The sequence below is a fragment of the Halorussus salinisoli genome (assembly GCA_005239435.1).
GTDB classification, from domain to species: Archaea; Halobacteriota; Halobacteria; order Halobacteriales; family Haladaptataceae; genus Halorussus; species Halorussus salinisoli.
In genome coordinates this window covers 558,160-582,456 of sequence record ML241305.1, presented here as the reverse complement: position 1 = coordinate 582,456, position 24,297 = coordinate 558,160, and the positions used below count along the sequence as shown (strand labels likewise).

Genomic DNA, 24,297 nt, shown 5'->3' with positions numbered 1-24,297 from the left:
TGTTCGTTCTCGTTAGTACTCCGATTCGTCAGTTCTCTCGTCCTCCAGGTCGAATCGCTCGGCGGCCGACTCGAAACTGGCCTCGGACTGCTCGCGCGACCGTCTGCCCTCTTTCTCGGCGATGGCCTCGGGGTCGGGGTTCACGTCGTCGTCGATGCGCGCCCACGACTTGTGGACCTTGGCGTGGCACCACCGACAGAGGTAGACCGTGATTTCGTGGCTCAGAGTCTCGCCGCCGCCAGCGTACGAGAGGTGATGCTCTTCGAGGAGCGGTCGCTCGTCTGAGTGGGCCATCCGGCGCTCTTCGAGGCCACACCGGATGCACTCGCGGTCTCTCTTTCGACATCGGTAGTGGGGGCAGGACTCCCAGTCCCAGTCGCCATCGGGGTCCGCGGCAGGGCACCGCAGGTCGTCGCGCCTGCGCTCGCGGGCGAACTCGGGGTCCTGCTCGGGATGCTCGAAGGCGTATCGGCACTTGCCCTCGTCGGTGAGGTGGTCGCAGACCCCCGCGTGGTCGTAGGGGTCGTCCACGCCGACCGGGGTTCCGGAGGGCGTCTCCTTCATCGCACGACCGTTGTTCGTCTTCGGTTAAAAGGGTACGGCGATGGAGTTCGTCGGAACGATGGTGAGGAAACGACCGAGTTACCCCTTGCACGGACGGAAACGCTTTTCGTGCCGCCGCGAACACCTCCCGTCGTGCGACTGATACGAGAGTCAGACGGCGAGCGAGAGACCCTCGCCACCGAGGTCGAGACCGCCGACTCGTTCCTCTCGAAGGCCCGCGGCCTGATGTTCCGGCGGTCGATTCCCGACGACTTCGCCCTCGTGTTTCGCTTCGACGGCGTGGCGACCCGGGACGTGCACATGGTGTTCGTCCCCTTCCCGCTGGACGTATTGTGGCTTCGGGACGGCGAAGTCGCCCGGAAAGAACGCCTCTCGCCGTGGACGGGACTGGCGAAGGCCGAGGCCGACGAGCTCGTCGAACTCCCGGCGGGAAGCGCGGACGAGGTGTCGGTCGGCGACGAGGTACGGCTACTGGAGTAGCCAACCGCCACGGCGACTGCGTCCGCACCGCCGGGGGCGGGACGACTACTGCCCGCGCTGTACGGGACGACCCTTTTATTACGATTCTGCCGATTCGGTCATAACAAGACGTTTTAGCGGTCCCGCGGTCGTCCCACCAAATGGCAGGCCACGAACCGCCCGGTCGTCTCCCCGGTTCGACCGTACTCAAGTACTACCTCTACAAGGCGACGAAGGCGGTCGAGTTCTACCGACCCGTGATGTATCTCTTCTTCCTCGCGCAAGGGTTATCGTTCACCCAAATCGCACTCCTCGAAGCGGCTTACAACGTCACGACGGTCCTGGGTGAAGTGCCGACCGGCTACGTCGGTGACCGTATCGGTCGCCGCAACAGTCTGCTGGTCGGGACCGGACTCATCGCGGTAACGCTCGTCGGAATCGGCTTCTCGGGGTCGTTTCTCGCGCTCGTCGGTCTCTACGTCTGCTGGTCGATGGGCTACAACTTCCGGTCGGGGAGCGAGGACGCGTGGCTCTACGACACCCTGACCGACGACCTCTCGGCGGACCAGTTCTCGCGTGTCCGCGGGCGCGGCGAATCGGTCTCGCTCCTGACTGGAGTCGTCGCGGCCGTCATCGGGGGGTACCTCGGAAGCGTGGACCTCGCGTACCCCTTCTTCGTCGCTGCCGGAGTCACCGCGCTTGGGTTCCCGGTCTTACTGTCGCTCTCGGAGTCCGACACCTACGAGCAGACCGTCCGGGACGACCTCTCGCTCCGGCGGAGTCTCGGCATCGTACATGAGACAGTGACGAATCGTCGGATCCGGGCATTCGTGGTCTACTACTACGTCTTGTTCGCCGCGGTCCTCTACCTGGTGTTCATGTTCGTCCAGCCCATCTTCGAGTCGGTCGTCGTGGACACCGGGGTCGCGCCGAGTCGCGTCGAATCGCTGTTGGGGTGGTACTACGCGGCGATAAGCCTGGTCGGCGCGGGCGTCAGCTACTACGCTGGCACCATCAAGGAGCGGGTTGGGCTTCGGACGTGGTTTTTCGTTCTGCCGTTCGCCGTCGGCGCGGCGCTGGTCGGGATGTACGTCGTTCCCCTGCTGGCGCTCCCCGTCCTTCTCCTCGCCCGAGGAGTCGCGGACACGACCCGCGCGCTCGCCAGCCAGTACGTCAACGACCGCACCGAGTCGCTCGGCCGGGCGACGGTCCTGAGCGCGATGGCGATGGTCAGCGGTCTGACTGTGATTCCATTCCAGTTAGCGAGCGGCGCGGTCTCGGACTTCTCGTCGCCACTACTGGCACTGGCGATAGCGGGGCTGGTCCTGATAGCTGGCTCGCTGGCCGTTCTCGTATGGGAAGTCCCGGTGGCCGCCGAGCGGCCGTCCACCGAGCTGGGCGAGTGAGTCGGTCCGACAGACCGGCCTGTCACAAAGGCCCCCTTAACTACACCCGGGAAAAACGAGAGGCGTGGTCAAGCATGGCCAGTGAACGATTTATTCGGGGGCTTCCCCGATAACACATCTCCCTCGAACCGCGACGTACAGCACTCAGAACGCGACGTGCGACTTCTCGACACCACGCTCCGCGACGGCGAGCAGGCACCCGGCGTCTCGCTCACTCCCGACGAGAAAGCCGAGATAGCGACCGCGCTCGACCGGGCGGGCGTCTCGGTCGTCGAGGCCGGAAGCGCCTGCACCGGCGACGGCGAGCGCGAGACCATCGAGCGCGTGGCCGACCTCGGGTTGGACGCCCGCGTCACCAGTTTCGCCCGCGGCGTCCGGGCCGACGTGGACCTCGCGCTCGACTGCGGCGTGGACGGCGTGAACCTCGTCGTCCCCGCCAGCGACCGCCACGTCGAGGGGAAGGTCGGGACGACCCACGACGAGGTGGTCGAGACGACCGCCGACCTCGTGGCCTACGCCCGCGACCACGGCCTCTGGGTCGAGGTCATCGGCGAGGACGGCTCTCGGGCCGACCTCGACTTCCTCGAACGCCTCGCGCGCGCCGCCCACGACGCGGGCGCGGACCGCTTCTGCTTCGCCGACACCGTGGGTCACGCGGGCCCCGGGCACGTCTCCGAGGCGGTCTCCCGACTCGCCGACCTCGGGCCGACCAGCACCCACACCCACGACGACCTCGGACTCGCCGTGACCAACGCCCTCGCCAGCGTCGCGGCGGGCGCGGACCTCGTCCACGCCACGGTCAACGGCGTCGGCGAGCGCGCGGGCAACGTCGCCCTCGAAGAGGTCGCCATCGCGCTCGACCACTGCTACGGGGTCGAGACGGCCGAGACGACTCGACTCTACGACCTCGCCCGAACGGTCGCCGACGCGACCGACGTTGCGCTCGCGCCGAACAAGGCGGTCGTCGGCGAGAACGCCTTCGCTCACGAGTCGGGCATCCACACCGACGGCACGCTCAAGGACGAGCAGATGTACGAACCCTACCCGCCCGAGAAAGTGGGTCGGGAGCGTCGCCTCGTCCTCGGCAAGCACACCGGCCGGGCGGGTGCGAAGGCCGCACTCGCCGAACACGGCGTCGAAGTCACCGACGACGAACTCCGCGAGGTGGTCGCCCGCGTGCAGGACCTCGCCGAGCGGAACAAGCGCGTGACCGACGCCGACCTGCTCGCCATCGCCGAGGACGTGCAGGGCCGCGAGCGCGACCGGCGCATCGAACTCCGGGAACTCACCGCGACCAGCGGCGGCGGCATTCCGACCGCGAGCGTCGAACTCGACGTGGACGGCGACGAACGCGTCGCCAGCGGCACCGGCGACGGGCCGGTGGACGCCGCCGTTACCGCCGTGAGAGAGGCCGTCGGGTCGGCCGCCGACGCCCAACTCGAATCCTACCACGTGGACGCCATCACCGGCGGCACCGACGCGGTGGTCACGGTCGAAGTCGAGATGCGCCGCGGCGACCGGTCGGTCACGGTCGCGTCCAGCGACGGCGACATCACCCGCGCGAGCGTCACCGCGATGGTGGACGCGCTCGACCGCCTCCTCGTCGTGGACGAGGAGGCCGAGACCGCTGTCGCCGACGACTGACGCCGGAGGCTACGAGAGGTCGCGATAAGAAATGTTTCTATTTCTTTAAAAAATGTATAGGGTTCTTAGAGGGTTCTGTATATTGCTCTCCGGGTTCGGGGTAGTGCCCGGTCCAACAGACTTCCAGCAAACGCTCGACTGGACGGACCTCCAGGGGGACCGAAAGGGCCGGTCACGCGAGCAGTGCGCGACGCATCGCGCCGCGATGCGAGCGGTGCAACCGCGGGCGGGGCTTTCGAGAGCCTCGTCGTCTCGGCGGCGGTTCTCACGGCAATTCGAAGTTACTCCTCGTCTCGAAGCGCGGCCGCGATAGATTCGAGTTCCGCCTTCCGGAAGGGACGCTGGGCACTCTCCGGGTCGTCGTCGTCCGCGACGCCGATCTTCCACAGAATACCCGCCCGCATCTGCGGTTTGGAGGGAAGACGGTTCGTATCGACGTCGTAGTTGACGGCGGTACAGATTGCCGCGAGGGCCTCTTTGGTGAACGCGGTCGATTCGACGCGTTCGTATCTGCCCACGGCCTTTCGGATTTCGTTCCGGAGTTCGTCGACGGTCCGTGTCATACGTGCGAGGACGAAGGGATTCGTTCTGTACGTTCCGGTCGAGCGTCGAAACTCACGCCCGGACCTCCACCTCTTTCCGCGTCGGCGACCTACGGACTTGCATGAGCGTCCTCGACAACATCCGTGGCTCTCGCGGCGAAACGGGCATCGACTGGGTCGTCCTGTTCGGGAGCATCGCGGTCTGCGAACTCGCGGGAATCGTCCCGTCGATTCTGACCGCCGAGGACGTGGCGACGTGGTACCCGACGCTGGCCAAACCGGCGTTCACCCCGCCGAGTTGGGTGTTCGGCCCGGTCTGGACCACCCTCTACCTCCTGATGGGCGTGGCGCTGTACCTCGTCTGGCGGAGCGACCGCGGCCGACTCCGGCAGGTCGCGCTCGCCGTCTTCGGCGTCCAACTGGTCCTGAACGCCGCGTGGTCGCTGGTCTTCTTCGGGTCGCAGGCCGTCCTCGGCGGCCTCGCCGTCATCCTCGCCCTGCTGGCGGTCATCCTCGCAACTATCGCGGCGTTCGCTCGCGTCGACCGGCGGGCGGCCGTCCTGCTCGTGCCCTACTTGCTCTGGGTCGGGTTCGCCACCGCGCTGAACTTCGAGATCTGGCGACTCAACTGAGTGGCGGCAGCCGAGGAACCGACGGGAGGTCGAGGAGAAACCGGTGGGCGGAGAGAACTCGACGGGCGGCCGCACGCGGGAAAGTATTCCGTCGTTACTGGGCGAGTGCCACGGACAACGAGCGCCTGACGGTGGGTTGGCCGACGGTTACCCCGCGCTTGTGGACTCTATAACAAAGGGCGGCAGTAGCGTCGAACGGAACGTGTCGAACAGTTCGGTTCCCAGTTCCTACGCCATCGACGGCGGTCGATTCGGGGTCGGGGCGAACCGCTACACGCTGTTCGTAGTGTTGTTCGTCGGCAAAGCCCTCGACGCCATAAGCACCGTGACCGTCCTCTCGCTCCGCGAGAACGTCTACGAGTCGATGTGGCTGACTCGCACGCTGATGCGGGAGTTCGGGATGGTCACGGGCGTCCTCATCACGGTCGTCCTCGCCGTCGCGGGCGTGGTCCTACTGGCCGAGAGCGGCGAAGTCGTCGCCCGGCTCGCACCCGACGGATGGGCTCCCGACGACTATCCCGCCGCGTTCCGGGTCGTCACCTACTGCTCGGCGGGCCTCTGGTACGGCTTTCTGGGCGTCCACAACTTCATGTTCCTGTTCTGAGCCGGTACTGCGGTTCGGGAACGTCGGAGTACTCGGGTAAACGCGTTGGTCTGAATAGAAACGACTCTTTCGTCGTAAAACTGAAGAATTTTTGGAGCGCCGAGGAGGAGATTTGAACTCCTGTGTCCGTAGAGGACAGTTGCTCTCGAAGCAACCGCCTTGGCCAGGCTAGGCTACCTCGGCTCACTCCAACCTTCTCCCCTCTCCGTCTTAGGGATTTCGATTCCCGGCGCACAGTTCAGTGGACCGTCACCTTGAAGCGAGTGCCCCGCCACCGAGTAGGGTATGGACGTAACCGAGGCGAACGAGCAGAGCAACGCCGTCCTCGATGCCATCGGAAACTCGGTCATCGCCGACCGGGAGTTCCTCGAAACCGTACTCTTGGGGGTGATGGCGAGCGGACACGCCCTCCTCGAAGACGTTCCCGGAACGGGCAAGACCCTGACCGCGCGGAGTTTCGCGTCGGCGCTCGGTCTGTCGTTCTCCCGCGTCCAGTTCACCCCCGACCTGCTCCCCGCGGACGTGACCGGAACCCACGTGTTCAACGAGCAGAGCCGCGAGTTCGACTTCAACGAGGGTCCCATCTTCGCCAACGTGGTGCTGGCCGACGAGATCAACCGCGCGCCGCCCAAGACCCAGGCCGCCCTGCTCGAAGCCATGGAGGAAGGGCAGGTCACGGTGGACGGTGACACCCACCACCTTCCCAAGCCGTTCTTCGTCATCGCCACGCAGAACCCCGTCGAGCAGGAGGGAACCTTCCCCCTTCCCGAGGCGCAGGTGGACCGCTTCGCGGTCAAGTCCTCCATCGGCTACCCCGAACTCGAAGGGGAGTACGAACTGCTCCGCCGCCGCGCGGGTCGCTCGACCCAGAGTCCATCGGTCGACACCGTGCTGGACGAACAACTCGTGACCGAACTCCGCGAGGTACCCGAGACGGTCCGGGTGGACGACGACCTGCTGGAGTACATGGCGAACGTGGCCCGCGAGACCCGCGAGGACCGCCGCGTCGAGGTCGGAGTCTCCCCGCGCGGGACCCAGCGTCTCTTCGAGGCCTCCCGGGCCTACGCCGCCATGCAGGGCCGGGAGTTCGTCACCCCCGACGACGTGAAGCGCGTGGCCCAGCCCGTCCTCGCCCACCGCGTCGTCCTCACGCCCGACGCGCAGGTCAACAACGTGGCGAAGTCCTCTATCGTCGACCGGGTGCTGGACAACGTTCCGGTGCCGACGGTGGAGTAGAACGAGCTTTCGACTCGGCCTTACCGTCGGGTGGATTCCGCGACACCGACGCTACATTTTCACTTTCACTCCACTTGGCTCGGCTTTACATGAGTTCCGCTCCCATGCGGAAGCATGGACGGAGACGCCGAGGGGGACGAGACGGTAGAGTCCGACGTCGAGGAGGCCGAAGACGACGGGATGGAACTCGCGGACCTCGACCCGAACGCCGAAAAACAGGCCCGCCGCGTCGAGCGACAGTTGCGACGACTCCAGCGCGAGACGCGGTGAACCGACGGTCGGGGAGGACCGGCAATTCGGGGAGAGAACCGACAGTCGGAGACAACCAGCAATCGGGAGGTCCGGCCCCGATTCAGGGGTCCGGGTCGTAATCTTCGCCGACTTTGACCCGGAGCGCACCCGGTCGGGTCGAGAGCGTCACGCGCTCGAACTCCCGAATCTCGCCGTCGAGGCTGAAGGTAACTGGCTCCCCGTCGAGGCTCTCGAAGTCGAGTCGCCTCGCGTGGAGTTCCGTGACGTGAGGCGTCTCCCACTGGAAGGCGCGCTGTTCGACGTACTCGACGAGCGCGTCCCGGGCCGGAAGTCGCTCGACGATGGTGACTTCCAGCAGGCCGTCCTCGGCGTCGGCCTGCCCGCCCTCCTCGGCGAACTTCCGGGCGTTGCCGACCAGCACCGCCGCGGCCTCGCCCGACCACTCGCGTCGCTCGTCCTCCGGCGTGACTGCATCGATTTCGACTCGGAGACCGTCGAACTCCAGTGCCTCCTCGATGCCCGCGACGACGAACGCGACGGGGCCGAGGCTGTTCTTGCGCTCGTGGGTCGCCGCGGCGCTGGCGTCCGCGGGCAGGCCCGCGATGGCCGACAGCACGAACGGTTCGTCGCCCGCCACACCGAGGTCGAGTCGCCGGGTCTCGCCGCGGTCGGCCACCTCGAAGCCGTCTTCGACCGACTGGATGCCCAGGTCCCCGGCGAAGAAGTTCTCGGTCCCGGCCGGGACGACGCACAGCGTCACCGCGTCGAGAGCGTCGGCCGCGACCAGTCCCTGCACCACCTCGTGGAGGGTTCCGTCGCCGCCACAGACCGCGAGCAGGTCCACGCCGTCCTCGGCGGCCTGCTCGGCGAGGTCGGTGCCGTGGCCCGCACGCTCGGTCTTCACGACCGGAAACCCGTGGTCGTCGGCGAGTCGCCGGACTCGCTCGACGTGCGCGCCGCCGCCGCTCGTCGGGTTCAGAATGAGTCGCCGCGAGACCGTCTCGCGGGTCTCCGATTGGCGGTCCATACCCCCTTCTACGGGCCAGTCGCGTAAATGCTCCGAGGCCGGAGATTCGCGTCCGACGACTGGTCGGGTTCCCGACTCGTCGGCGACCGACGGTGCAGACGCCTCGGCGTTTCGCGGTGTCAGCAGACGCCCGATACGGCTTTATCGTCCCCTGCGTCGTACCGTCGCTCGGAGGGGGAAATGACAGCACACGCTATCGAAGCAGACGCGGTCTCGACGCTCGCGGCCGATTTCGCGGGCGAACTGGTGACGCCAGACGACGACGAGTACGAACAGGCCCGGCGTGTCTGGAACGGGATGATAAACGAGCGACCGGCGCTGGTCGCCTACTGCACGGGAGTCGCGGACGTACGGACGGCCGTCGGGTTCGCCCGCGAGCGCGACCTGCCCGTCACGGTTCGGGGCGGTGGCCACGGCGTCGCCGGAAACGCGGTCGAGGACGGCGGTCTCGTCGTGGACCTCTCGGCGATGGACGAGGTTCGAGTCGACCCCGAGGAGCGAACCGTCAGGGTCGGCGGCGGCGCACAGTGGGCGGACGTGGACCGCGAGACCCAGCAGTTCGGACTGGCGGTCCCCGGCGGCGTTGTCTCGGACACCGGGGTCGCCGGACTCACGCTCGGCGGGGGACTCGGCCACCTCCGCCGGAAGTACGGCGCGTCCTGCGATAGCCTCCGGTCGGCCGACGTGGTGACTGCGGACGGGGAGTTCGTGGTCGCCAGCGAGGACCGCAACCCCGACCTCTTCTGGGCGCTGCGCGGAGGCGGCGGCAACTTCGGCGTCGTCACCTCCTTCGAGTTCGACTGCTACCCGGTCGGTCCCGAGGTCGAAACGGCATTCGTCTGGTATCCAGGCGAGGCGGCCCGCGACGTGTTGGCGTCGTTCCGGGAGTACGCCGTGGACGCTCCGCGGGAGGTCAGTGCCCTCCCGTTCTACGCGTGGGTGCCCGAGATTCCGGAGTTCCCGGCGGAGTCGTGGGGCGGCCCCGCAGTCGCGGTCCTCGGCTGTTACGCGGGCGACTCCGAGGAGGGTACGGACGCCCTGCGACCGGTTCGGGAGTTGGCCGACCCGATTGTCGACCTTAGCGGGCGGATGCCCTACGTCGAACTCCAGTCGATGCTCGACGAGGACTACCCGCACGGTCGGTACTACTACTGGAAGTCGGTGTACTTGGACGAACTGACCGACGAAGTCGTCGACAAGGTGCTCGCACACGCGGACGACTGCCCCTCGGCGCTGACGACTATCGACCTCTGGCAGTTGGGCGGCGCGTTGGCCGAAGTCGGCGAGGGCGCGACCGCGTTCTCGAACCGGGACGCCGCCTACCTCCTCAACTACGAGGCCAACTGGGACGACCCGCGCGAGACCGAGGTCAACGTCCGATGGGCGCGCGAGAGCGTCGAGGACGTACGGGAACTCGACGCGGTTCGGGGCCAGTACGTAAACTTCCCCGGCATGGGCGAAGACGCCGCCGAGGTCGCCTACGGGGACAGCTACGACCGCCTCGGCGCCGTAAACGCCGAGTACGACCCCGAGAACGTCTTTCGGGGCCACCAGGACGTCGTTTCCGACGAGTGAGCGACTGCGGTCTCCGTGCCCGAATCGTCACTCGTCGTGAATCAGCGTGTTCTCCACGAGATTGGCGTACCCCCGGTGGAGGCGGGCCGAGGCGGCGTTCTTCGAGATGTCGAGTTCGTCGGCCAGTTCCCCGAGCGACACCTCGCCGGGCACCTCGAAGTACCCCTCTCGATAGGCGGTCACGAGCGCTTCGCGCTGCTCGTCGGTGATATCGAACTTGCCGAACGCCTCGGGGTGGGCCGACTGATGGAACCACTGGAGGTCGAAAGAGAGGTCGTGGGCCGCGGCGTAGTCCTGAAACTCCGAGACGACCTCGTCGTCGGGAAACAGCAACTCGACCGACCAGTCGGTGCCTTCGCTGGTCGCCTGTAGTATCGTCGCGTCTGCCTCGGAGACGGCGTAGACGATGCCCTTCGTGTTCCGCTTCCACCGCACCTGATAGAGTCGCTCGTCGTCGTGTTCTTCGAGGACGACGCTCTTCTCGACAGTCGGGTCGTCGGCCAGCGCGGTGTCGAACGTCTCGAAGTCGCCGCCCGCGGCCCAGAAGTACGGCGTCACGTTCTCGTCTTCGACGGCGACCCGCTCGATTTCGATCCGCATCTCGGGGACGGCTTCGAGCGTCCACCCCAGAAGGAAATCGTCACCCGGTACGGTGAACCCGGTCAAAACGCTCATTGGTACGTTCTCCGTCGCAGTACGGATTAAGTACTCGTTTTCGTCGAACGGGACGCGTTCGACGGCGGGTACCTCCGACGGCCGGCGCACTCGGCACAGAACACACACGACAGTCGGTCTGCCGAGCGATTCGACTACCGAATCGGGTCGAAAGAACACCGCAAGGTACCCCTACCCGCGGTGTTTCATCGCAATTCGGGGGTCAATGATAGGTCTTGTGGTGTTTGACGAGTCGGTGACTCCTCGTCCGCCGAGACCGACTACGGATTCACGGACTGACGCGACCGCCACGGATTCCGTCGCCGAAGGCCCCGTTCGCCGTCCCCGCTCCGATAGCCGCTGGAGAATTAGCCGCAATTGCCAAGCAATTATATAGACGTGTCTGACGTACGGATACCTTGGTCGACTCGGCGATCTCGGGCGTCGAGAAACGAACGACCGAACGGCGAGAACGAAGTCAGTCCTCGTCTTCGGCGAACAGTTCGTCCACGGCCGAACGGGCCGTCAGCGCGGCGTCCTCGGCGATTTCCTCCTCGTCGGGCGCCTCGGGCGCGTTGAGGTACACGTCCACGTCGAGGATACCGTCCTCGAACGAGACGGTCACGTCGAGGTCCTTGACCTCCGAGTTCCTCAGGCGAGATAATATCAGGCCTTCGGCGGCTTCGGCGGCCGTCTGGACGACTTCGTCGTCGCTCGGCATCTATGCGCCGCCGGGGCCCATGCCGGGACCCTGCGGACCGCCGGGACCGCCACCGCCGCCGAGCATCTCCTGAAGCTCGGACTGGAGGCTCTCGAACTGCTCCTGTACGCGCTCTTCCTGCTTTTCGAGCGTCTCGACGCGGATTTCGAGGCTGTCGACCTTCTCGTCGAGGTCGTCCTGAGCCTGTTCGAAGTCGGTCTTGACGAGGAGTTCGCCGACCTCGCGGTACATCGTGGTGTCCTCGTCGATGTCGTCGAGTTCGTCGAGAGCCGTCTGGGCCTCGTTGAGCTGGGTCTCGGCCTGGTTCTTCTGCATGGCGACCTGCTGTGCGGTCTCCTGAAGGTCCTGTAGCTCTTCGAGTTTCTCTTGTGCTTCCGGTGGCAGATTACCCTGCATACCTACGGGGAAGCGGCCCGGACAGAAAAACCCCCGCTTTCGGTTTTTTGCCCGCGTCGGAGCGCTTCGATTCCGCAGTCCATCGGCGTCGAAACGGGTGGGAGCGCGGCGTTCGTGAGTACCCGAACGGGGCGGACGACGAGGAAACAGCTACTGTTCGGAGTCGTCGGAGAGCGACCGACGATCGACTCACGCGAGTCCGGACGTTCGCTCGGCGACTTCCACCAGCGACCCCCACGTGTTGCACCCGGCGCGGAGCGCCACGAGGTCGTCGGCCACGACTCGGACGAGGACCGAATCGCCGTCGCGCTCGACGGTCGCCGCCGAGCGGTCGCCGTCGATTTCGCCGACCTCCTGCGCGACTGCGCGGGCGATTGCGCGGGCACGCGCAGGTGACTCGTAATCGAAACGAAGCGTCGCGTCGTGCGGTCGTCGGACCGCATCGTTCGACGGGCCGGTCGCGTCGCGGGAGTCGCCCATGAGAAAAACGAGGAGTCGAGTTACCGCACACCGACTTCCTTCACGTCGCGGCTTCGCTCCTTCAGGAGGACGCGATGACCGCAGTACGGGCACCGAACGCCGCCGTACTCGTCGAGTTCCACGTCGCGCTTACACCGCGAACACTTGTAGCTCATTCTTCGTCTTCGCCGAGGGCGGCGCGGATGGAGCGTTTGACCGTGCGACCCGCGGGCGTCTCGGGGCGGTAGGTGCCGCCAGCGTACTTGTAGCCACAGTTACTGCACTGCCAGATGCCGGTACCCTGCCGGCTCACGTCGTCGGTCCCGCACTCGGGACACGCGTGGTCGGAGTTCATGTCTCGCTCGATGTCGGCGACGCGCTTGCGGGCCACGCGCCCGTATCGCGCTCCGAATCGACCGGCACTGCCGGTTCGACTCTTGGTGTTCTCGGCCATAGTACTGCGAATTTACTCGGGGTCGCTGATAAAGCCTTTGAGTTCGGGTCACTCGCGGTCAGCCGTTCGTCACCGTCGTCGTCTCACCTCCCTCGTTTCCGCCGGGGACGCTCGGGTCCAGCGGCGCGGGGTCCTCGCCGTCTCCGAATCCGTCGCCGTCGGTGTCGGGGTTGGCCGGGTCGGTCCCCTGCTGGAGTTCCTGCCCGTCGGTGAGTCCGTCGCCGTCGCTATCGGGGTTCAGCGGGTCTATCGACAGCTGAAGCTCTTGGCCGTCGGGGACCCCGTCGCCGTCGGTGTCGGAATTCAGCGGGTCGGTCTCCACGTCCTCGACCTCCTCGCCGTCACCGAGACCGTCGCCGTCGGTGTCGATTTCGAACGGGTTCGTTTCGAACTCGACGACCTCCTCACCGTCGGAGAGACCGTCTCCGTCGGTGTCGGGATTCAGCGGGTCGGTGCCCGCGTTCAGGATTTCGCCCCCGTCGGTGAGACCGTCGTCGTCCGTGTCGGCGTCGGTCGGGTCGGTCCCGAACTCGACTGCCTCCTGTCCGTCGGTCACGCCGTCGTCGTCGGTGTCGGGATTCAGCGGGTCGGTCCCGACCGCATCCACTTCCTCGCCATCGGAGAGACCGTCGCCGTCGGTGTCGGGTTCGGTCGGGTCGGTACCGAGTTCCCGCTCGCGGGCGTCCGAGAGACCGTCGCCGTCCGAGTCCGTCGTCGCGTCCGCAGTCGTGATCGTGGTCGTGCCCGTGGTCGTCGTCGTGGTAGTTTCGGCAGGTGTGGTTGTCGTGCCGGTGGTCGTCGTATCGGCAGTCGTGGTCGTCGTATCGGCAGTTGCGGTGGTCGTGTCGGTGGCCGTCGTCGTATCGACAGTCGTCGCCCCCACTCGGTCGCCGACTGGGGTACTCTGGGGGTCGAGCGGGTCGGTTCCGGCCTCGACCTCGTCACCGTCGGTGAACCCGTCGCCGTCCGAGTCCGGGTTAGCCGGGTCGCTCAGAGGTTCTTCGAGGAGTTCCTGCCCGTCGGAGCGACCGTCGTCGTCCGTGTCGGGATTCAGCGGGTCGGTCGGGTCGAGACCCAACTCGGGCAACTCCCCGACTTCGGTGAAGTCCGAGAGGCCATCGCCGTCGGTGTCCGGATTGTTCGGGTCGGTGCCGAGTTGCTGTTCGCGGGCGTCCGAGAGACCGTCGCCGTCGGAATCGGCCTCGCCGTCGGAGTCGACCCGTCGGTCGCCGTCGGCCGTCGTGGTCTCGCCGTCCTCCGGTGTCGTCTCTACTCGCCCGTCTTCCGGCGTACTCTGGGGGTCGAGCGGGTCGGTTCCGGCTTCGACCTCCTCGCCGTCCGCGGCGCCGTCGTCGTCACTATCTGGATTGGTCGGGTCGCTCAGGGGTTCTTCGAGGAGTTCCTGCCCGTCGGAGAGTCCGTCTCCGTCGGTGTCGGCGTCGGTCGGGTCGGTCGGGTCCAGTCCGAACTCGGTAATCTCGTCGACCTCGAATCCGTCGGAGAGACCGTCACCGTCGGTGTCCGGTTCGTTCGGGTCGGTGCCGAGTTGCTGTTCGCGGACGTCCGAGAGTCCGTCGCCGTCGGAATCGGCTTCACCGTCGGCAACTGTGGTGGTCGTGGTCGTTTCGGTGGTGGTCGGCGTCGTAGTCGTTTCGGTAGTCGTGGTAGTCGTTTCGGTAGTGGCGGTGGTCGTTTCAGTAGGAGTGGTAGTAGTGGTCGTTTCGGTAGGCGTCGTAGTCGTCTCTGTGGTCTCGGTTGGAGTGGCAGTCGTGGTCGTCGTCACCTGTTGGACGGCCGCGAGACCGGGGTCGTCGGGGTCGAGCGGGTCCGACCCCTGCGCGATTTCCTCGCCGTCGAAGAATCCGTCGTCGTCCGAATCGGGGTCGTTCGGGTCGGTGCCGAGGTCCTGCTCCTCGTCGTCGGCGAGTCCGTCGTCGTCGGTGTCGGTCTCCTCGGGGTCGTTGGCGTCGAGCGGGTCCGACCCTTGCGCGACCTCCTCCCCGTCGGGGATGCCATCGCCGTCGGTGTCGGGACTCGTCGGGTCGGTCCCGTAGGTGTCGAATTCGGTGAAGTCGTCCAGTCCGTCGCCGTCGGTGTCGGGGTTGGTCGGGTCGGTACCGAGTTCCTCTTCCTCCGTGTCGGCGAGTCCGTCGCCATCGGAGTCGGCCGACTCGGGGTCGCTGGCGTCGAGCGGATCCGACCCCTGTGCGACCTCCTCTCCGTCGGGAACGCCGTCGTCGTCGGTGTCGGGACTCGTCGGGTCGGTGTTGTACCGGTCCACCTCCTCGGAGTCGTTCAGGCCGTCGTCGTCGGTGTCGGGTTCGGTCGGGTCGGTGCCGAGTTCGTCGGCTTCCGCACCGTCCTGTAGCCCGTCGTCGTCCGAATCGGGGTCGTTCGGGTCGGTGCCGAGGTCCTGCTCCTCGTCGTCGGTCAGTCCGTCGTCGTCGGCGTCGGTATCCTCGGGGTCGTTGGCGTCGAGCGGGTCCGACCCCTGGTCGACCTCCTCACCGTCGGGAACGGCGTCGCCGTCGGTGTCGGAGTTCGTCGGGTCGGTGTCCCAAGAGTCGACTTCCGGGCCGTCCCGCAGACCGTCGTCGTCGGTGTCCGCGCTCGTCGGGTCGGTGTCGTAGACGAACACCTCGTCGCTGTCGCTCAGTCCGTCGTCGTCGGAGTCGGCGTCGTCCGGGTCGGTGCCGAGTTGCTCTTCCTGAGCGCCGAGCAGTCCGTCGCCGTCGGCGTCGTCGTCTCTGTACGCCTCGTTCTCGGGGTCGAGGACGGCGACGCGCTTCTGCGCGCCGTAGTAACCCTGTTCGAGAATCCGGTGGGGATTCGTCGTTCCCTTGCGCGCGGCCTCCTTCGCGGTGACGGCCGCCGTCTGCTGGACGGCTATCTGGATCTGGACGATGTTGACGGTGCTGATCTGTATCGTCGTCCCGACGCAGACGGGACAGTACGTGAGTGCGCCCTTGCAGGCACCCTGCGCGGCGTACTGGATCTGCTCGACGTTCGCCACTTGCGACTGGGAAATCGCACCTTTCGCGGCGGCTTGCGCGGCGATTTGCTGTTGGTCGACGTTGGCCGTCTGACTCTGGGACACCGCGCCCTTCGCGGCCCCGTATCCGGCGGCCTGCACCTGCTTGACGGTGGCTTTCTGGCTCTGCTCTATCGCGCCAGCACTCCCGCCCAGCGCCGCGACCTGTACCTGCTTGACGTTGGCCACCTGACTCTGCTCTATCGCGCCCTTGGCGGCCCCGAGCGCGGCGTACTTCTTCTTCTGTTGGTTGCCGGACTTCCCCTCGTCGAGCGACCCGTACGACCCTCCCTGTGCGGCCTCTCGTATCTTCGCGGGGTGGTCGATTCGCTTCTTCTTGGCGCCCTCGACTGCACCGGCCGCAGCGCCCTCTGCAGCCTTCTGTATCTGGGTCACGTCGGCCTTCTGTTTCTGGGCGACTGCGCCGTGACTCGCGCCGTATCCCGCCGACTGCAACTGCTCGACGGTGGCCTCCTGTCGCTGATTCAGGGCTCCCTTACAGGAACCTGCGACGCCGGCCGAAATCTGTCGCTGGTCTACGTCCGCCGCCTGACTCTGTATCAGCGCGCCCAGCGCCGACCCCTTGACGGCCGCCTGTATCTGCTCGACGGAGGCCTCCTGGTTCTGCGTGACGCCCGAAACCGCGCCTTCCCTGGCGGCCGCGACCTGCGCTTGGCTCACGTCGGCCCCCTGCTGTTGGGCGAGTGCGGCCGCCTCCCGGAGTCCGCGCCGAATCGCTTCTCGCTTCTCGTCGGGCAGTTCCTGGGCCGCCGGGCCGAAGGTGACGGTTGGCACGTCCGTGGCGATTACCGCCTCCTTCGTCTCTGCGTGTTTCGCTCCGGCGTCTCTCGCTCCGGGCCCTTTCTCTCCGGCGTCCCTCTCTCCGGCGTCTATCATCGCGGGAAGCGTCCGGATGCTCGACAACGACCCGGCGTCGAGAGTTATCATCGACTCGCTCGCAGTTGCTTGCGCGCGCTCGACTACTGCGGCGTCTTCGACAGTTCCTGCTGAGTCTCCGGTATCGGGGACGTCCCCACCGGGGAACGCGAATGCGGGCGCGGCGGTCCCGACCACCAGACACGCCACGAGTGCGAGCGCAGTCCGAGTCCTCGTCCGCCTTGACGGTCTTCTCTCCGAGTCCATGAATGTGGATACCTGACACGATACACGGTGTCAAAAGTGAGCGAGACGATTCGGAACCGTTTTCGCCGGGAATTTCGCCCTTTCGCTGACCAGTCACTGGCCGGAGCGGTCTCGCTACGGTCGTAACGACGACTACCAGCCAGTTTCGTCGCGGTCCCCCTCTGTCTCGGAGTCCGTGACGACCGGTCGTCGTATCGGGTCCGAGAGTCCCACCGTCTCACGATGGTCTCGAAGTCCCGATGGAAGCCAGTCGATACGGAAAACCGCGGCCGAACTTCTGCTCGAACCTCTCCTCACTCCTCGCCGTCACGGAACGGCGGATTGAAGAGTTCGTGACCGATGACCGCGAGCGAGGCCACGAGACCCGCGACTGCCCCCGGCAACCCCGTCAGTTGGCCGACCAGATACCCTCCCCCGGAGAGTAGCGGTATCAGCGCGAGTACCGCGTCGTAGTGGCTGACCATTGCGTAATTAGATATAATTAGATGCCCAAAGAAGCTTGGGGCTCCCGTCGGCCGTCCAATTCGTCCCTCTCGAAAGTTCGGTCCGAGACCCAAAACTACGCGGTACGTAACGAAGACTACCGACCGATTTCGGCGAGTAACCCCGGCGTAACGCGACTGATGACGTTCCGGCGTAACGCGACTGGCGGCACGCCCGCGTAACGCTACTGGAGGTCGGTCTCGGCCAGCGCGTCGTTGAGGTCGGCCCGGACCTGCTCGCCGCGTTCGCGGTCCATCGCGGTCGTGACGACTCGGTTCTCCTGAACGCTGGACCCGTCACGGAGGAGCAGTCGGACGTTGCCGTTCTCGTCGGCGCGGGTCGCCTTCGCCCGGACGCCGGTCCTGCTTCCGGACCCGCCCGCGTCGATAGGGCCGGGAATGATCTTCTTGACGTGCGGGTGGCCCGCGACGGTCTGGATGGCCGTCCGGCCCGCCCGGTTGCCGATGAGCGTCGAGTGACTCCCACCCAACTTCTCGGCGGGCGCGGCCTCGACGACCTCCAGGGCGCGGTCGTCTCGGCGCGCGAGGACGGCCTCGACGGGACCGTCGCCGTCCGCGCCGTCACCGATTCGATAGAACGAGTAGTGGAGCTGGTCGCGGGTCGCTCGAAGCACGTCGCGGTCGCCCGCGGCGTACACCTCCTCGGGGCGCTTGCGACGCACCTCGTCGGCGACCCGGCCCGCGAAGTTCCGGAGTTCGACCACGCCCTCCTCGCCGCCGTCCTCGGGCGTGGTCGTCACGTGGGTCTCGCCGAGAACTTCCTCGTCGTCGAGCATCGTCAGGGTCGCTCGGTCGCGGTCGAGTTCCAACACCACGGCGTCGGCGTTGGGCGTCCGACAGACCAGACAGTAGTCGCCCGGTCGTTCGAGCGGGGACGCACACTGCCGACAGTCCATGGCCGGTTCTAACTCGGGGGCGGATTTAGGTCCCGCGCTTTGGTCCGGCGGCAATTCGCCCGCCGCGCCGGTCCGGCTGTGGTCGATTCGGCGGTGGTCAACTCGCGCTCGTGGTTTCGGTTTCGACCGTCGTTCCGGGAAGTTCGGTGCCGCAGTTCTGGCAGTAGGTCGCACTCGGCGAGACCGACGCGCCGCACTCGGGGCAGGCCTCCCCTTCGCGCAGGACCCGACGCTGGGAGTCGTTCAGGTACTTGTACGCGCCGTAGACGAGGTTGATGACGCCGAACGACCACCATCCCGTCAGGAGCGCGATTATCAGGTGGACGCCGAGGCTCCCGAAGTTGCGCTTGACGAGGACGACTCGCTCGGGCGTCTCGGACTCGATTCGCCACCCGTCGGCGATGGCGTCGTCTATCTGGCGCTGGAGGCGTTCGGTTCTGTTGGCGTAACTCATCGTGGTCGGAACGGGGTACGCCGTCGCGGCGGATATGATTTGAGGCTCCCGCCGTGACCAGCTCAGGACTAAATACGATTCCCTGACAACGAATTCCGTTTCCTAGGGAACTGTATTCATGTCTCGGTTGGGGGTAGACCATTTTGCTACTGCTCGAACCGACGGCCTCTGCCACCGGCCGAACCGCCGAGTAACCGACTTCTCGCCGATGACCGTCTTCTCTCGGAGTTACCTCGACCGCTACAAACTCACTCGTTCGCGGGGTCGGTCTTCAGGAACTCCCGCAGGACCACCGTCGCGTACGAGCCTTTCGGGAGCGAGAAGTCGAAGGCCACCGACTCGTCGCCCTCGCGCTCGATTTCGAGGTCTGTCCGAACTAAAATCGCCCGGCGCGTGCCGGTCGAGTGGAACTCGCCCGGCAGGTCGAAGTCGGCCGGTTCGAGGTCCAAATCGTCCAGTACCTCGCTCTCGACGTCTCCCTGCTCGCCCTCGGCGAGTTCCGTCTCGGTCCCGACCAGCGGCGCGGTCACGAACGCCCGGCCGCGCTCGCAGTGGCGCGCGACCGTCTCGACCCGGCGCTCCGTGACTCGCTGTTCGCGGTCGGGGTCCGGCAGGGTCACGGAGTCCACCGAGTCGGCGAAGCAGGCCACGTCGCCCGCGACGGGGCGGTCGAAGGGGAGGCCTCGCTCCAGTCGCTCGCTCAACATGCGGTTGAAGGCGTACGACTGGGCGGCGTTGACGAACAGGCGCTGGAGGTTCGACGGGACGGCTTCGAGGGCGGCCCGGAAGTCCTCCGGGCCGTCGCCGCCCGACTCGACCAGCGCGTTGCACATCGCACGCTCGAACCCGAGTCGCTTGGGCGTGGCGTCGAGTGCGGCCTGCCAGTCGCGTTCCTCGAAGGCGTCGGCGACTTCGCGGCGGGCCTGCTGGCTCCCCTCGGGTTCGGTGTCGTAGGGGTTGGCGACGTAGGCCCGGACGGCCTCCTCCCACTCGCCGCGGACGACGTGGAGTCCGACCTCGTGGGTGACCGGCCGCCGACTGCCGAATCGCTGCTGGCCGAAGAAGTTCGGGACGCCGAGGGGAGTCCCCGCCCAGTCGAGGAGTTCGTCGCGCACCCGCTCGGCGTTCTCGGGGTGCTCGGCCTCGCTGACCACGATTTCGAACTCGTTGCCCGCGAGGTCGCCGAACGTCAGTCCGCGCCCGGCCCGGCCCAGCACCTCGACGTCGGCGTCGTAGATCGACACGTCCGCGAGGTCCGACTGGTCCACCTTCCGGAGGGTGAACAGTTGGGTCGTGACGGCGTACTTGTCCTTGGTTCCGGCCCACGAGACGCGCTCGCGGCTGATTCCCAGCGCGTCCGAGAGTCGCTTGGCGAAGTCGTTGGTGTCCCACTCCCGGAGGGTCGCTCGGACCACGAGGTGGGGGTACGCTCCGGGGTCGGCGTCCGCGGGTTCGGCCTCGAATCGCTCGACCTCTCGAACCCGGAAGTCCTCGGGCGACGCCCGGAGTTGGCCGCCGGTACCGTCGCTGTCGCTGACGAAGTGTGCGATGCCGACCGCCTGCTCGACTGGGTACGCCTCGCGCATTCGACCGTGCTTGGTGGCCGGGGCGCTTGTATCTGACTTCCTGCGATGGACGGGAGTTGGAACTGTAAATGATGCTCCAGTCAGCGAAGCCACGACCGCAACCACCGAGACGAACGCTTAGAAAGCCCCGCCCGCTCGCGGTCGCTCAGCGGGATATTTCGTGCGCGCAGAACTGCGCGCACGAAATACTGGCCGCGCTGAGGCGACTAAACTGAACGCGAGCGGGCGGCCCCTTTATCCTACCCACGGTGGATTGTTCGACCAGCGCCCTACTAGTGGTTAGGGTCCTCGAGCGCCCTCGGACAGAAATCAGTACAGCGACAGATGGCCCGTCACCTTGTCGACGAGGTCGTCGTCGGCCGGGCCGACCGCCAGCGCCGTCACCGTGCCCGGGTCGAGTTGGGTGTGGCCCGCGTCGCGGACGATGGCGTGGGGAATCCCCTCGGCGCGGGCCTTCTCGGCGAGTTCGAAGAGTTCGCTCTCGCCGTTTGCCTGCACGACGACTTTCTTCTGGCCTCCGCCCTTCCAGCGTTTCCGGGCCTTCGTACCGGTGTCCTCGTAGGCCGACAGCGAGGCGTGGGCGACCTGCGCGGCGAGTTTTCCTTCGCCCATGCCGAGGTCGGCCCGGGCGACGATGGTCTGCTTCATGGCTCGAAATCCGGGCGCGTCGGGTATAGACTTGATGATGCTCGACGTCGCGCGCTCGGAGTCTCCTCGTCGGTCGGCCGAGTCGGGTCCCGCCAGAATCGGACCGCCACGTTTTACCTCCCTCCCGTCAGTTCTACGCACATGATACTCTCCGACGCCGACATCCTCGACCGGATGGAGGCCGGCGACCTCGTGGTCGAACCGCTGGACGACCCCGACCTCCAGATTCAGCCCGCGAGCGTGGACCTCCGTCTCGGTCGGGAGTTTCTGGAGTTCCAGCGCACCAACATCCCCTGCATCCATCCGGACAGCGAGCAGGAGGTCTCGGAGTACGTCACCGAGACCTACGTGGACGAGGGCGACGAGTTCATCCTCCACCCCGGCGACTTCGTACTCGGGACGACCAGAGAGCGCGTCGAGATTCCGCCGGACCTGCTGGCCCACGTCGAGGGTCGGTCGTCGTTCGGGCGACTCGCGGTCGTCATCCACGCGACAGCGGGCGTCGTGGACCCCGGCTATTGCGGCCAAATCACCCTCGAACTCTCGAATCTGGGCACCGCTCCGGTGGCGCTCAAACCGGGCACGCGCATCTCTCAGCTCATCTTCACCGAACTCAAGAGTCCGTCCGACCGACCGTACGGGGCCGAACGCGGGTCGAAGTATCAGGATCAGTCCGGCCCGCAGGCCTCGAAAATCGGCGGCGACGAGGAGTTCGGCGGCGACCAGAAGACCGCGACCGAGACGAGCGACCGAACGCGGTCTGCAGAGGGCGACGACAGATGAGGTTCGCCGAGGAGATCGTCGTGGAGGAGTTCCTCCCGACGGTTCGGTCGATGCTGGCCGAGGACCTGCGCGACCGGGGACTGACCCAGAGCGAGGTCGCCGACCTGCTGGGCATCAGCCAGAGCGCGGTGTCGAAGTACGCCAACGGCGAGGTAGACCGCAACGACCGCTTCCTCGACGACGAGCGCGTCCTGAACCTCGTCGCCCGACTCGGCGAGGGGTTGGCCGAGGGGACGATGAGCAGGGTCGAAGCTCTCGTGGAAATCGAGATCCTGATTCGGCGACTCGAAGACCGCGACCTCGTCGCCGAGATTCACGAGTTGGAGATGCCCGAACTCGCGGGCCACGGCGGCGACTTCAACGTCCACGACCCCGAGGGCGACCTCCGGACGACCGAGCGAGTCCGGTCGTCGCTCCGCCGGGGCCTGACCATCGTCGAGAGCGCCAGCGGGTTCGCCTCGCTCATCCCCGCGGTTGGTTCGAACCTCTGTGAGTGTACGCCCGACGCCGACGGCATCGACGACGTGGCCGGCGTGCCCGGCCGCATCTTCGACGTGAAGGGGCAGGCGACCATCCCCTCCGACCCCGAGTTCGGCGTGAGCGAACACGTCGCGTCGCTGCTGCTCGCGGCGCGCCGGAACGGAAGCGACGCCCGCGCCGCGCTCAACATCCGCTACGACCCGGACCTCGTGGCCGCGCTCGAAGACGCCGGCTACGAGTCCGCGGAGTTCGACGCCGAGTACGACGACCTGGACGCCGTCGTCGGTGCGGCGCTCCGCGAGACTCCCGACGCGACGGTCCTCTATCACACCGGCGGCTACGGCGTCGAACCCATCGTCTACCTGCTCGGCGACGACGCCGAGGAAGTCGCCGAGATGGCCCGCAGTCTGCTTTGAGCGTTCTTCGGCAGTCTCGCTACCCCTGCGGTCGATTTCTCAGCAGAATTTCGCCGTCCTCGATGTCGTCTATCCACTCGGACTCGAGGGCGTAGGCGTCCCTGTCTGCCTCGTGGCTCCCCCAGTCGAGTTTCGCCTTGAGTTCCTCGGTTAGACTGGGTTCGGGTTCGACGTAGGCGTCGCCGTCCCGGACTTCGACGACCACGCCGATTTTCTCGCGGTCGGCGTCGAACACTGACGCACCCTCGTCGTCTTGGGTGAACTCCATGCCGCTTCTTCGAGGTCCTCGGAGAAGACCGCTGTGGCCTTCAAAACCGTGATATTTCGTCCCGGAGTGTGGAACTCGTGAACTCCGCTTCGGGACGGTGACTCGTCGGCTTTCCCACCGACTCGAACCACGACGTCCTCGAAAAACCGCCTACTCCCCGAGGTCCAGCACGATTTCGTCGTCGGTGATTTCGGCGATGCTCTCGTCGTGGACCGCGTAGGTGTCTTCGTCGATACCGCCCTGCGGGAGGCGGGTCTGCATCTCCTCGACGGTTTCGTCGTCGGCGCTGACGTGGGCCGCGCCGTGGTGGACGTCGACCACGGTTCCCATCTCCGTTCCGTCGCGGTCTACCACCGTCTTGTCCACGTCCTCCTCCGTGATTGCGACCGTCATGGTGGTGACTTACGACGTCGCGGTCCTTCAGGTCGGCGGCCGCCGTGGAACCGTCGGTGGAGACCGCGGAGGCCGTCCTACGGAAAGAACGGTACTCGTTCCTCTAAAATTCATAAACACTGTGTAAACGATCGATTTTATTTCCCTCTCCCCGCTCGAAGAACCGTTTCGCTGTCGCTTGCCGCGAAGGGGGTCCGGCCTCACCCGTTTAGTTCCCGGCCGTCGTACGACGTGGCATGTCAGGCGACGCGACGGCGGCGGCACAGCGGTTCTACGGGCGGTGGGCCGACCTCTACGACGTTCTCGCGCGCAGGACGCCCGGCCTCGGGCACCTCCGCGCGCGGGCGGCCGACGCGCTGGCGCTCGACCCCGGCGACACCGTGGTCGAGATGGGGTGTGGCACGGGCGCGAACTTCCAGCACCTCCGCGAGCGCGTGGGACCGACGGGCCGGGTCATCGGCGTGGACTTCACCCACGGGATGTTGGCCCGCGCTCGGAACCGCGTCGAACGCGAGGGCTGGCGGAACGTCCACCTCCTGCGGGCCGACGCCACCGACGTCGAGTTCCGCGAACCCCCCGACGCCATCCTCGCCACCTTCGTCGTGGGGATGCTCGCCGACCCCGCGGCGGCCGTGAATCGGTGGGCGGACGCGCTCGCGCCGGGCGGCCACCTCGCCCTGCTCGACGCGGCACAGACGACCCGGTGGTTCGGTTGGCCGGTGAATCGGGCGTTCCGGGGGCTGGTCGTCGCCTCGTCGCCGACGGGGACCGACGGCTACGAGCGCGCGCCGTGGTCGGTGCTGGACGAGCGCGTCGAGACTGCCCGACGTGCGCTCCGGGAGCGCGCCGACGAGACGACCCACAGCGAACACGCGCTCGGCGTGGTTCGGGTGACTGGCGGGAGAATCGAGTAACGGGGCACCGAGTAACGCGACGTGAATCTACTACCGAGGAGAGTCCAGTTGGGTGGTAGTGATAGGGGATACCAGCCCCGAACGACAGATACTGACGACCAGTGTCGCCGGTTACGTCTTGGTGTTCGACCGGCGTAAAGGAGGGTTATCGAACAGA

General features: G+C 66.6%; 28 protein-coding genes and 1 tRNA gene. 11 read left to right on the top strand and 18 right to left on the bottom strand.

The window, feature by feature from the left end:
• Positions 1–12: 12 nt before the first annotated feature.
• Positions 13–564: a DUF7097 family protein gene (locus E2484_RS02960; protein WP_137283728.1), complete on the bottom strand. Its 552-nt coding sequence runs from the start codon at positions 562–564 to the stop codon at positions 13–15.
• A gap of 132 nt (positions 565–696) precedes the next feature.
• Between E2484_RS02960 and E2484_RS02955 the strand changes: the two genes are divergently transcribed.
• The 3 genes from E2484_RS02955 to E2484_RS02945 all read left to right on the top strand — a co-directional run bounded on the left by E2484_RS02955 (position 697) and on the right by E2484_RS02945 (position 4,073).
• Positions 697–1,044, top strand: coding sequence for a DUF192 domain-containing protein (locus tag E2484_RS02955; protein WP_137283727.1), 348 nt, complete (start codon positions 697–699; stop codon positions 1,042–1,044).
• Between the two features lie 140 nt (positions 1,045–1,184).
• Positions 1,185–2,429: an MFS transporter gene (locus E2484_RS02950; RefSeq protein ID WP_321111660.1), complete on the top strand. Its 1,245-nt coding sequence runs from the start codon at positions 1,185–1,187 to the stop codon at positions 2,427–2,429.
• Between the two features lie 81 nt (positions 2,430–2,510).
• Positions 2,511–4,073, top strand: a complete 1,563-nt coding sequence (locus tag E2484_RS02945) for a (R)-citramalate synthase (protein WP_137283726.1) — start codon at positions 2,511–2,513, stop codon at positions 4,071–4,073.
• Between the two features lie 281 nt (positions 4,074–4,354).
• On the opposite strand, the gene E2484_RS02940 is transcribed toward E2484_RS02945, so the two are convergent.
• On the bottom strand, positions 4,355–4,636 hold the full coding sequence (locus E2484_RS02940) for a hypothetical protein (protein WP_137283725.1): 282 nt from the start codon (positions 4,634–4,636) through the stop codon (positions 4,355–4,357).
• A gap of 101 nt (positions 4,637–4,737) precedes the next feature.
• On the opposite strand from E2484_RS02940, the gene E2484_RS02935 reads away from it, so the two are divergent.
• Positions 4,738–5,247, top strand: coding sequence for a TspO/MBR family protein (locus tag E2484_RS02935; protein WP_137283724.1), 510 nt, complete (start codon positions 4,738–4,740; stop codon positions 5,245–5,247).
• 160 nt (positions 5,248–5,407) lie between these two features.
• Positions 5,408–5,851 carry a hypothetical protein gene (locus E2484_RS02930; RefSeq protein ID WP_170977220.1) on the top strand — a complete coding sequence of 148 codons (444 nt, stop codon included), beginning with the start codon at positions 5,408–5,410 and terminating at the stop codon, positions 5,849–5,851.
• Positions 5,852–5,948: 97 nt separating this feature from the next.
• Here the strand turns inward: E2484_RS02930 and E2484_RS02925 are convergent.
• Positions 5,949–6,034 (bottom strand) — tRNA-Ser (locus E2484_RS02925).
• A 102-nt stretch (positions 6,035–6,136) separates the two neighbouring features.
• Between E2484_RS02925 and E2484_RS02920 the strand changes: the two genes are divergently transcribed.
• Both E2484_RS02920 and E2484_RS24695 read left to right on the top strand, forming a co-directional pair.
• Positions 6,137–7,087, top strand: coding sequence for an AAA family ATPase (locus tag E2484_RS02920; RefSeq protein ID WP_137283722.1), 951 nt, complete (start codon positions 6,137–6,139; stop codon positions 7,085–7,087).
• 114 nt (positions 7,088–7,201) lie between these two features.
• Positions 7,202–7,357 carry a hypothetical protein gene (locus E2484_RS24695; protein WP_170977219.1) on the top strand — a complete coding sequence of 52 codons (156 nt, stop codon included), beginning with the start codon at positions 7,202–7,204 and terminating at the stop codon, positions 7,355–7,357.
• An 82-nt stretch (positions 7,358–7,439) separates the two neighbouring features.
• Here E2484_RS24695 and E2484_RS02915 read toward each other — a convergent pair whose 3' ends face one another.
• Positions 7,440–8,366: a diacylglycerol/lipid kinase family protein gene (locus E2484_RS02915; protein ID WP_137283721.1), complete on the bottom strand. Its 927-nt coding sequence runs from the start codon at positions 8,364–8,366 to the stop codon at positions 7,440–7,442.
• A 180-nt stretch (positions 8,367–8,546) separates the two neighbouring features.
• On the opposite strand from E2484_RS02915, the gene E2484_RS02910 reads away from it, so the two are divergent.
• On the top strand, positions 8,547–9,941 hold the full coding sequence (locus E2484_RS02910) for an FAD-binding oxidoreductase (RefSeq protein ID WP_137283720.1): 1,395 nt from the start codon (positions 8,547–8,549) through the stop codon (positions 9,939–9,941).
• Between the two features lie 27 nt (positions 9,942–9,968).
• Here E2484_RS02910 and E2484_RS02905 read toward each other — a convergent pair whose 3' ends face one another.
• From E2484_RS02905 to pth2, 12 genes are all read right to left on the bottom strand, one after another.
• Complete coding sequence (locus tag E2484_RS02905) at positions 9,969–10,616, bottom strand: bacterio-opsin activator domain-containing protein (protein ID WP_137283719.1); 648 nt, start codon at positions 10,614–10,616, stop codon at positions 9,969–9,971.
• A 457-nt stretch (positions 10,617–11,073) separates the two neighbouring features.
• Positions 11,074–11,316, bottom strand: coding sequence for a DUF3194 domain-containing protein (locus E2484_RS02900; RefSeq protein ID WP_137283718.1), 243 nt, complete (start codon positions 11,314–11,316; stop codon positions 11,074–11,076).
• On the bottom strand, positions 11,317–11,712 hold the full coding sequence (locus E2484_RS02895; protein WP_137283717.1) for a prefoldin subunit beta: 396 nt from the start codon (positions 11,710–11,712) through the stop codon (positions 11,317–11,319).
• A 189-nt stretch (positions 11,713–11,901) separates the two neighbouring features.
• Positions 11,902–12,192: a KEOPS complex subunit Pcc1 gene (locus tag E2484_RS02890; RefSeq protein ID WP_137283716.1), complete on the bottom strand. Its 291-nt coding sequence runs from the start codon at positions 12,190–12,192 to the stop codon at positions 11,902–11,904.
• A 20-nt stretch (positions 12,193–12,212) separates the two neighbouring features.
• Positions 12,213–12,347 carry a DNA-directed RNA polymerase subunit P gene (locus tag E2484_RS02885; protein ID WP_135827932.1) on the bottom strand — a complete coding sequence of 45 codons (135 nt, stop codon included), beginning with the start codon at positions 12,345–12,347 and terminating at the stop codon, positions 12,213–12,215.
• Entirely contained in the window at positions 12,344–12,625 is a 282-nt protein-coding gene (locus E2484_RS02880; RefSeq protein ID WP_137283715.1) for a 50S ribosomal protein L37ae, read from the bottom strand. Before E2484_RS02880 ends, E2484_RS02885 begins: the two co-directional genes overlap by 4 nt.
• Positions 12,626–12,683: 58 nt before the next feature.
• Complete coding sequence (locus E2484_RS24690; RefSeq protein WP_170977218.1) at positions 12,684–16,799, bottom strand: hypothetical protein; 4,116 nt, start codon at positions 16,797–16,799, stop codon at positions 12,684–12,686.
• Between the two features lie 293 nt (positions 16,800–17,092).
• The gene (locus tag E2484_RS24685; protein WP_170977217.1) at positions 17,093–17,263 is read right to left on the bottom strand and encodes a hypothetical protein; all 171 of its coding nucleotides are present in this window, start codon (positions 17,261–17,263) and stop codon (positions 17,093–17,095) included.
• A gap of 203 nt (positions 17,264–17,466) precedes the next feature.
• Positions 17,467–18,198 (bottom strand): DUF2103 domain-containing protein, encoded by a 732-nt coding sequence (locus E2484_RS02870; protein ID WP_137283714.1) that lies wholly within the window; start codon positions 18,196–18,198, stop codon positions 17,467–17,469.
• A gap of 97 nt (positions 18,199–18,295) precedes the next feature.
• Entirely contained in the window at positions 18,296–18,652 is a 357-nt protein-coding gene (locus tag E2484_RS02865) for a zinc ribbon domain-containing protein (RefSeq protein ID WP_137283713.1), read from the bottom strand.
• Between the two features lie 248 nt (positions 18,653–18,900).
• On the bottom strand, positions 18,901–20,238 hold the full coding sequence (gene truD / locus E2484_RS02860; RefSeq protein WP_137283712.1) for a tRNA pseudouridine(13) synthase TruD: 1,338 nt from the start codon (positions 20,236–20,238) through the stop codon (positions 18,901–18,903).
• 309 nt (positions 20,239–20,547) lie between these two features.
• Complete coding sequence (pth2, locus tag E2484_RS02855) at positions 20,548–20,886, bottom strand: peptidyl-tRNA hydrolase Pth2 (RefSeq protein ID WP_137283711.1); 339 nt, start codon at positions 20,884–20,886, stop codon at positions 20,548–20,550.
• A 141-nt stretch (positions 20,887–21,027) separates the two neighbouring features.
• Between pth2 and dcd the strand changes: the two genes are divergently transcribed.
• Positions 21,028–21,669: a dCTP deaminase gene (dcd, locus tag E2484_RS02850; protein ID WP_137283710.1), complete on the top strand. Its 642-nt coding sequence runs from the start codon at positions 21,028–21,030 to the stop codon at positions 21,667–21,669.
• Positions 21,666–22,565, top strand: coding sequence for a thiamine-phosphate synthase family protein (locus E2484_RS02845; RefSeq protein ID WP_137283709.1), 900 nt, complete (start codon positions 21,666–21,668; stop codon positions 22,563–22,565). Before dcd ends, E2484_RS02845 begins: the two co-directional genes overlap by 4 nt.
• Before the next feature lie 19 nt (positions 22,566–22,584).
• Here E2484_RS02845 and E2484_RS02840 read toward each other — a convergent pair whose 3' ends face one another.
• Positions 22,585–22,833, bottom strand: coding sequence for a PRC-barrel domain containing protein (locus E2484_RS02840; RefSeq protein WP_137283708.1), 249 nt, complete (start codon positions 22,831–22,833; stop codon positions 22,585–22,587).
• 150 nt (positions 22,834–22,983) lie between these two features.
• Positions 22,984–23,226, bottom strand: coding sequence for a PRC-barrel domain containing protein (locus tag E2484_RS02835; protein ID WP_137283707.1), 243 nt, complete (start codon positions 23,224–23,226; stop codon positions 22,984–22,986).
• A 236-nt stretch (positions 23,227–23,462) separates the two neighbouring features.
• Here E2484_RS02835 and E2484_RS02830 point away from each other — a divergent pair, with 236 nt between their 5' ends.
• Positions 23,463–24,140 carry a class I SAM-dependent methyltransferase gene (locus tag E2484_RS02830; RefSeq protein WP_137283706.1) on the top strand — a complete coding sequence of 226 codons (678 nt, stop codon included), beginning with the start codon at positions 23,463–23,465 and terminating at the stop codon, positions 24,138–24,140.
• The last annotated feature ends 157 nt before the right edge of the window (positions 24,141–24,297 follow it).

Bases quoted from the DNA above. Each gene is read 5' to 3' on its own strand.
- E2484_RS02835 (WP_137283707.1), bottom strand. From the start codon at position 23,226: ATGACGGTCGCAATCACGGAGGAGGACGTGGACAAGACGGTGGTAGAC.
- E2484_RS02935 (WP_137283724.1), top strand. From the start codon at position 4,738: ATGAGCGTCCTCGACAACATCCGTGGCTCTCGCGGCGAAACGGGCATC.
- E2484_RS02940 (WP_137283725.1), bottom strand. From the start codon at position 4,636: ATGACACGGACCGTCGACGAACTCCGGAACGAAATCCGAAAGGCCGTG.
- truD (WP_137283712.1), bottom strand. From the start codon at position 20,238: ATGCGCGAGGCGTACCCAGTCGAGCAGGCGGTCGGCATCGCACACTTC.
- E2484_RS02915 (WP_137283721.1), bottom strand. From the start codon at position 8,366: ATGGACCGCCAATCGGAGACCCGCGAGACGGTCTCGCGGCGACTCATT.
- E2484_RS02895 (WP_137283717.1), bottom strand. From the start codon at position 11,712: ATGCAGGGTAATCTGCCACCGGAAGCACAAGAGAAACTCGAAGAGCTA.
- E2484_RS02870 (WP_137283714.1), bottom strand. From the start codon at position 18,198: ATGGACTGTCGGCAGTGTGCGTCCCCGCTCGAACGACCGGGCGACTAC.
- E2484_RS02950 (WP_321111660.1), top strand. From the start codon at position 1,185: ATGGCAGGCCACGAACCGCCCGGTCGTCTCCCCGGTTCGACCGTACTC.
- E2484_RS02905 (WP_137283719.1), bottom strand. From the start codon at position 10,616: ATGAGCGTTTTGACCGGGTTCACCGTACCGGGTGACGATTTCCTTCTG.
- E2484_RS02880 (WP_137283715.1), bottom strand. From the start codon at position 12,625: ATGGCCGAGAACACCAAGAGTCGAACCGGCAGTGCCGGTCGATTCGGA.
- E2484_RS02830 (WP_137283706.1), top strand. From the start codon at position 23,463: ATGTCAGGCGACGCGACGGCGGCGGCACAGCGGTTCTACGGGCGGTGG.
- dcd (WP_137283710.1), top strand. From the start codon at position 21,028: ATGATACTCTCCGACGCCGACATCCTCGACCGGATGGAGGCCGGCGAC.
- E2484_RS02920 (WP_137283722.1), top strand. From the start codon at position 6,137: ATGGACGTAACCGAGGCGAACGAGCAGAGCAACGCCGTCCTCGATGCC.
- E2484_RS02840 (WP_137283708.1), bottom strand. From the start codon at position 22,833: ATGGAGTTCACCCAAGACGACGAGGGTGCGTCAGTGTTCGACGCCGAC.
- E2484_RS24685 (WP_170977217.1), bottom strand. From the start codon at position 17,263: ATGGTCAGCCACTACGACGCGGTACTCGCGCTGATACCGCTACTCTCC.
- E2484_RS02885 (WP_135827932.1), bottom strand. From the start codon at position 12,347: ATGAGCTACAAGTGTTCGCGGTGTAAGCGCGACGTGGAACTCGACGAG.
- E2484_RS24690 (WP_170977218.1), bottom strand. From the start codon at position 16,799: ATGGACTCGGAGAGAAGACCGTCAAGGCGGACGAGGACTCGGACTGCG.
- E2484_RS02960 (WP_137283728.1), bottom strand. From the start codon at position 564: ATGAAGGAGACGCCCTCCGGAACCCCGGTCGGCGTGGACGACCCCTAC.
- E2484_RS02910 (WP_137283720.1), top strand. From the start codon at position 8,547: ATGACAGCACACGCTATCGAAGCAGACGCGGTCTCGACGCTCGCGGCC.
- E2484_RS02865 (WP_137283713.1), bottom strand. From the start codon at position 18,652: ATGAGTTACGCCAACAGAACCGAACGCCTCCAGCGCCAGATAGACGAC.
- E2484_RS02900 (WP_137283718.1), bottom strand. From the start codon at position 11,316: ATGCCGAGCGACGACGAAGTCGTCCAGACGGCCGCCGAAGCCGCCGAA.
- E2484_RS02845 (WP_137283709.1), top strand. From the start codon at position 21,666: ATGAGGTTCGCCGAGGAGATCGTCGTGGAGGAGTTCCTCCCGACGGTT.
- pth2 (WP_137283711.1), bottom strand. From the start codon at position 20,886: ATGAAGCAGACCATCGTCGCCCGGGCCGACCTCGGCATGGGCGAAGGA.
- E2484_RS24695 (WP_170977219.1), top strand. From the start codon at position 7,202: ATGGACGGAGACGCCGAGGGGGACGAGACGGTAGAGTCCGACGTCGAG.
- E2484_RS02890 (WP_137283716.1), bottom strand. From the start codon at position 12,192: ATGGGCGACTCCCGCGACGCGACCGGCCCGTCGAACGATGCGGTCCGA.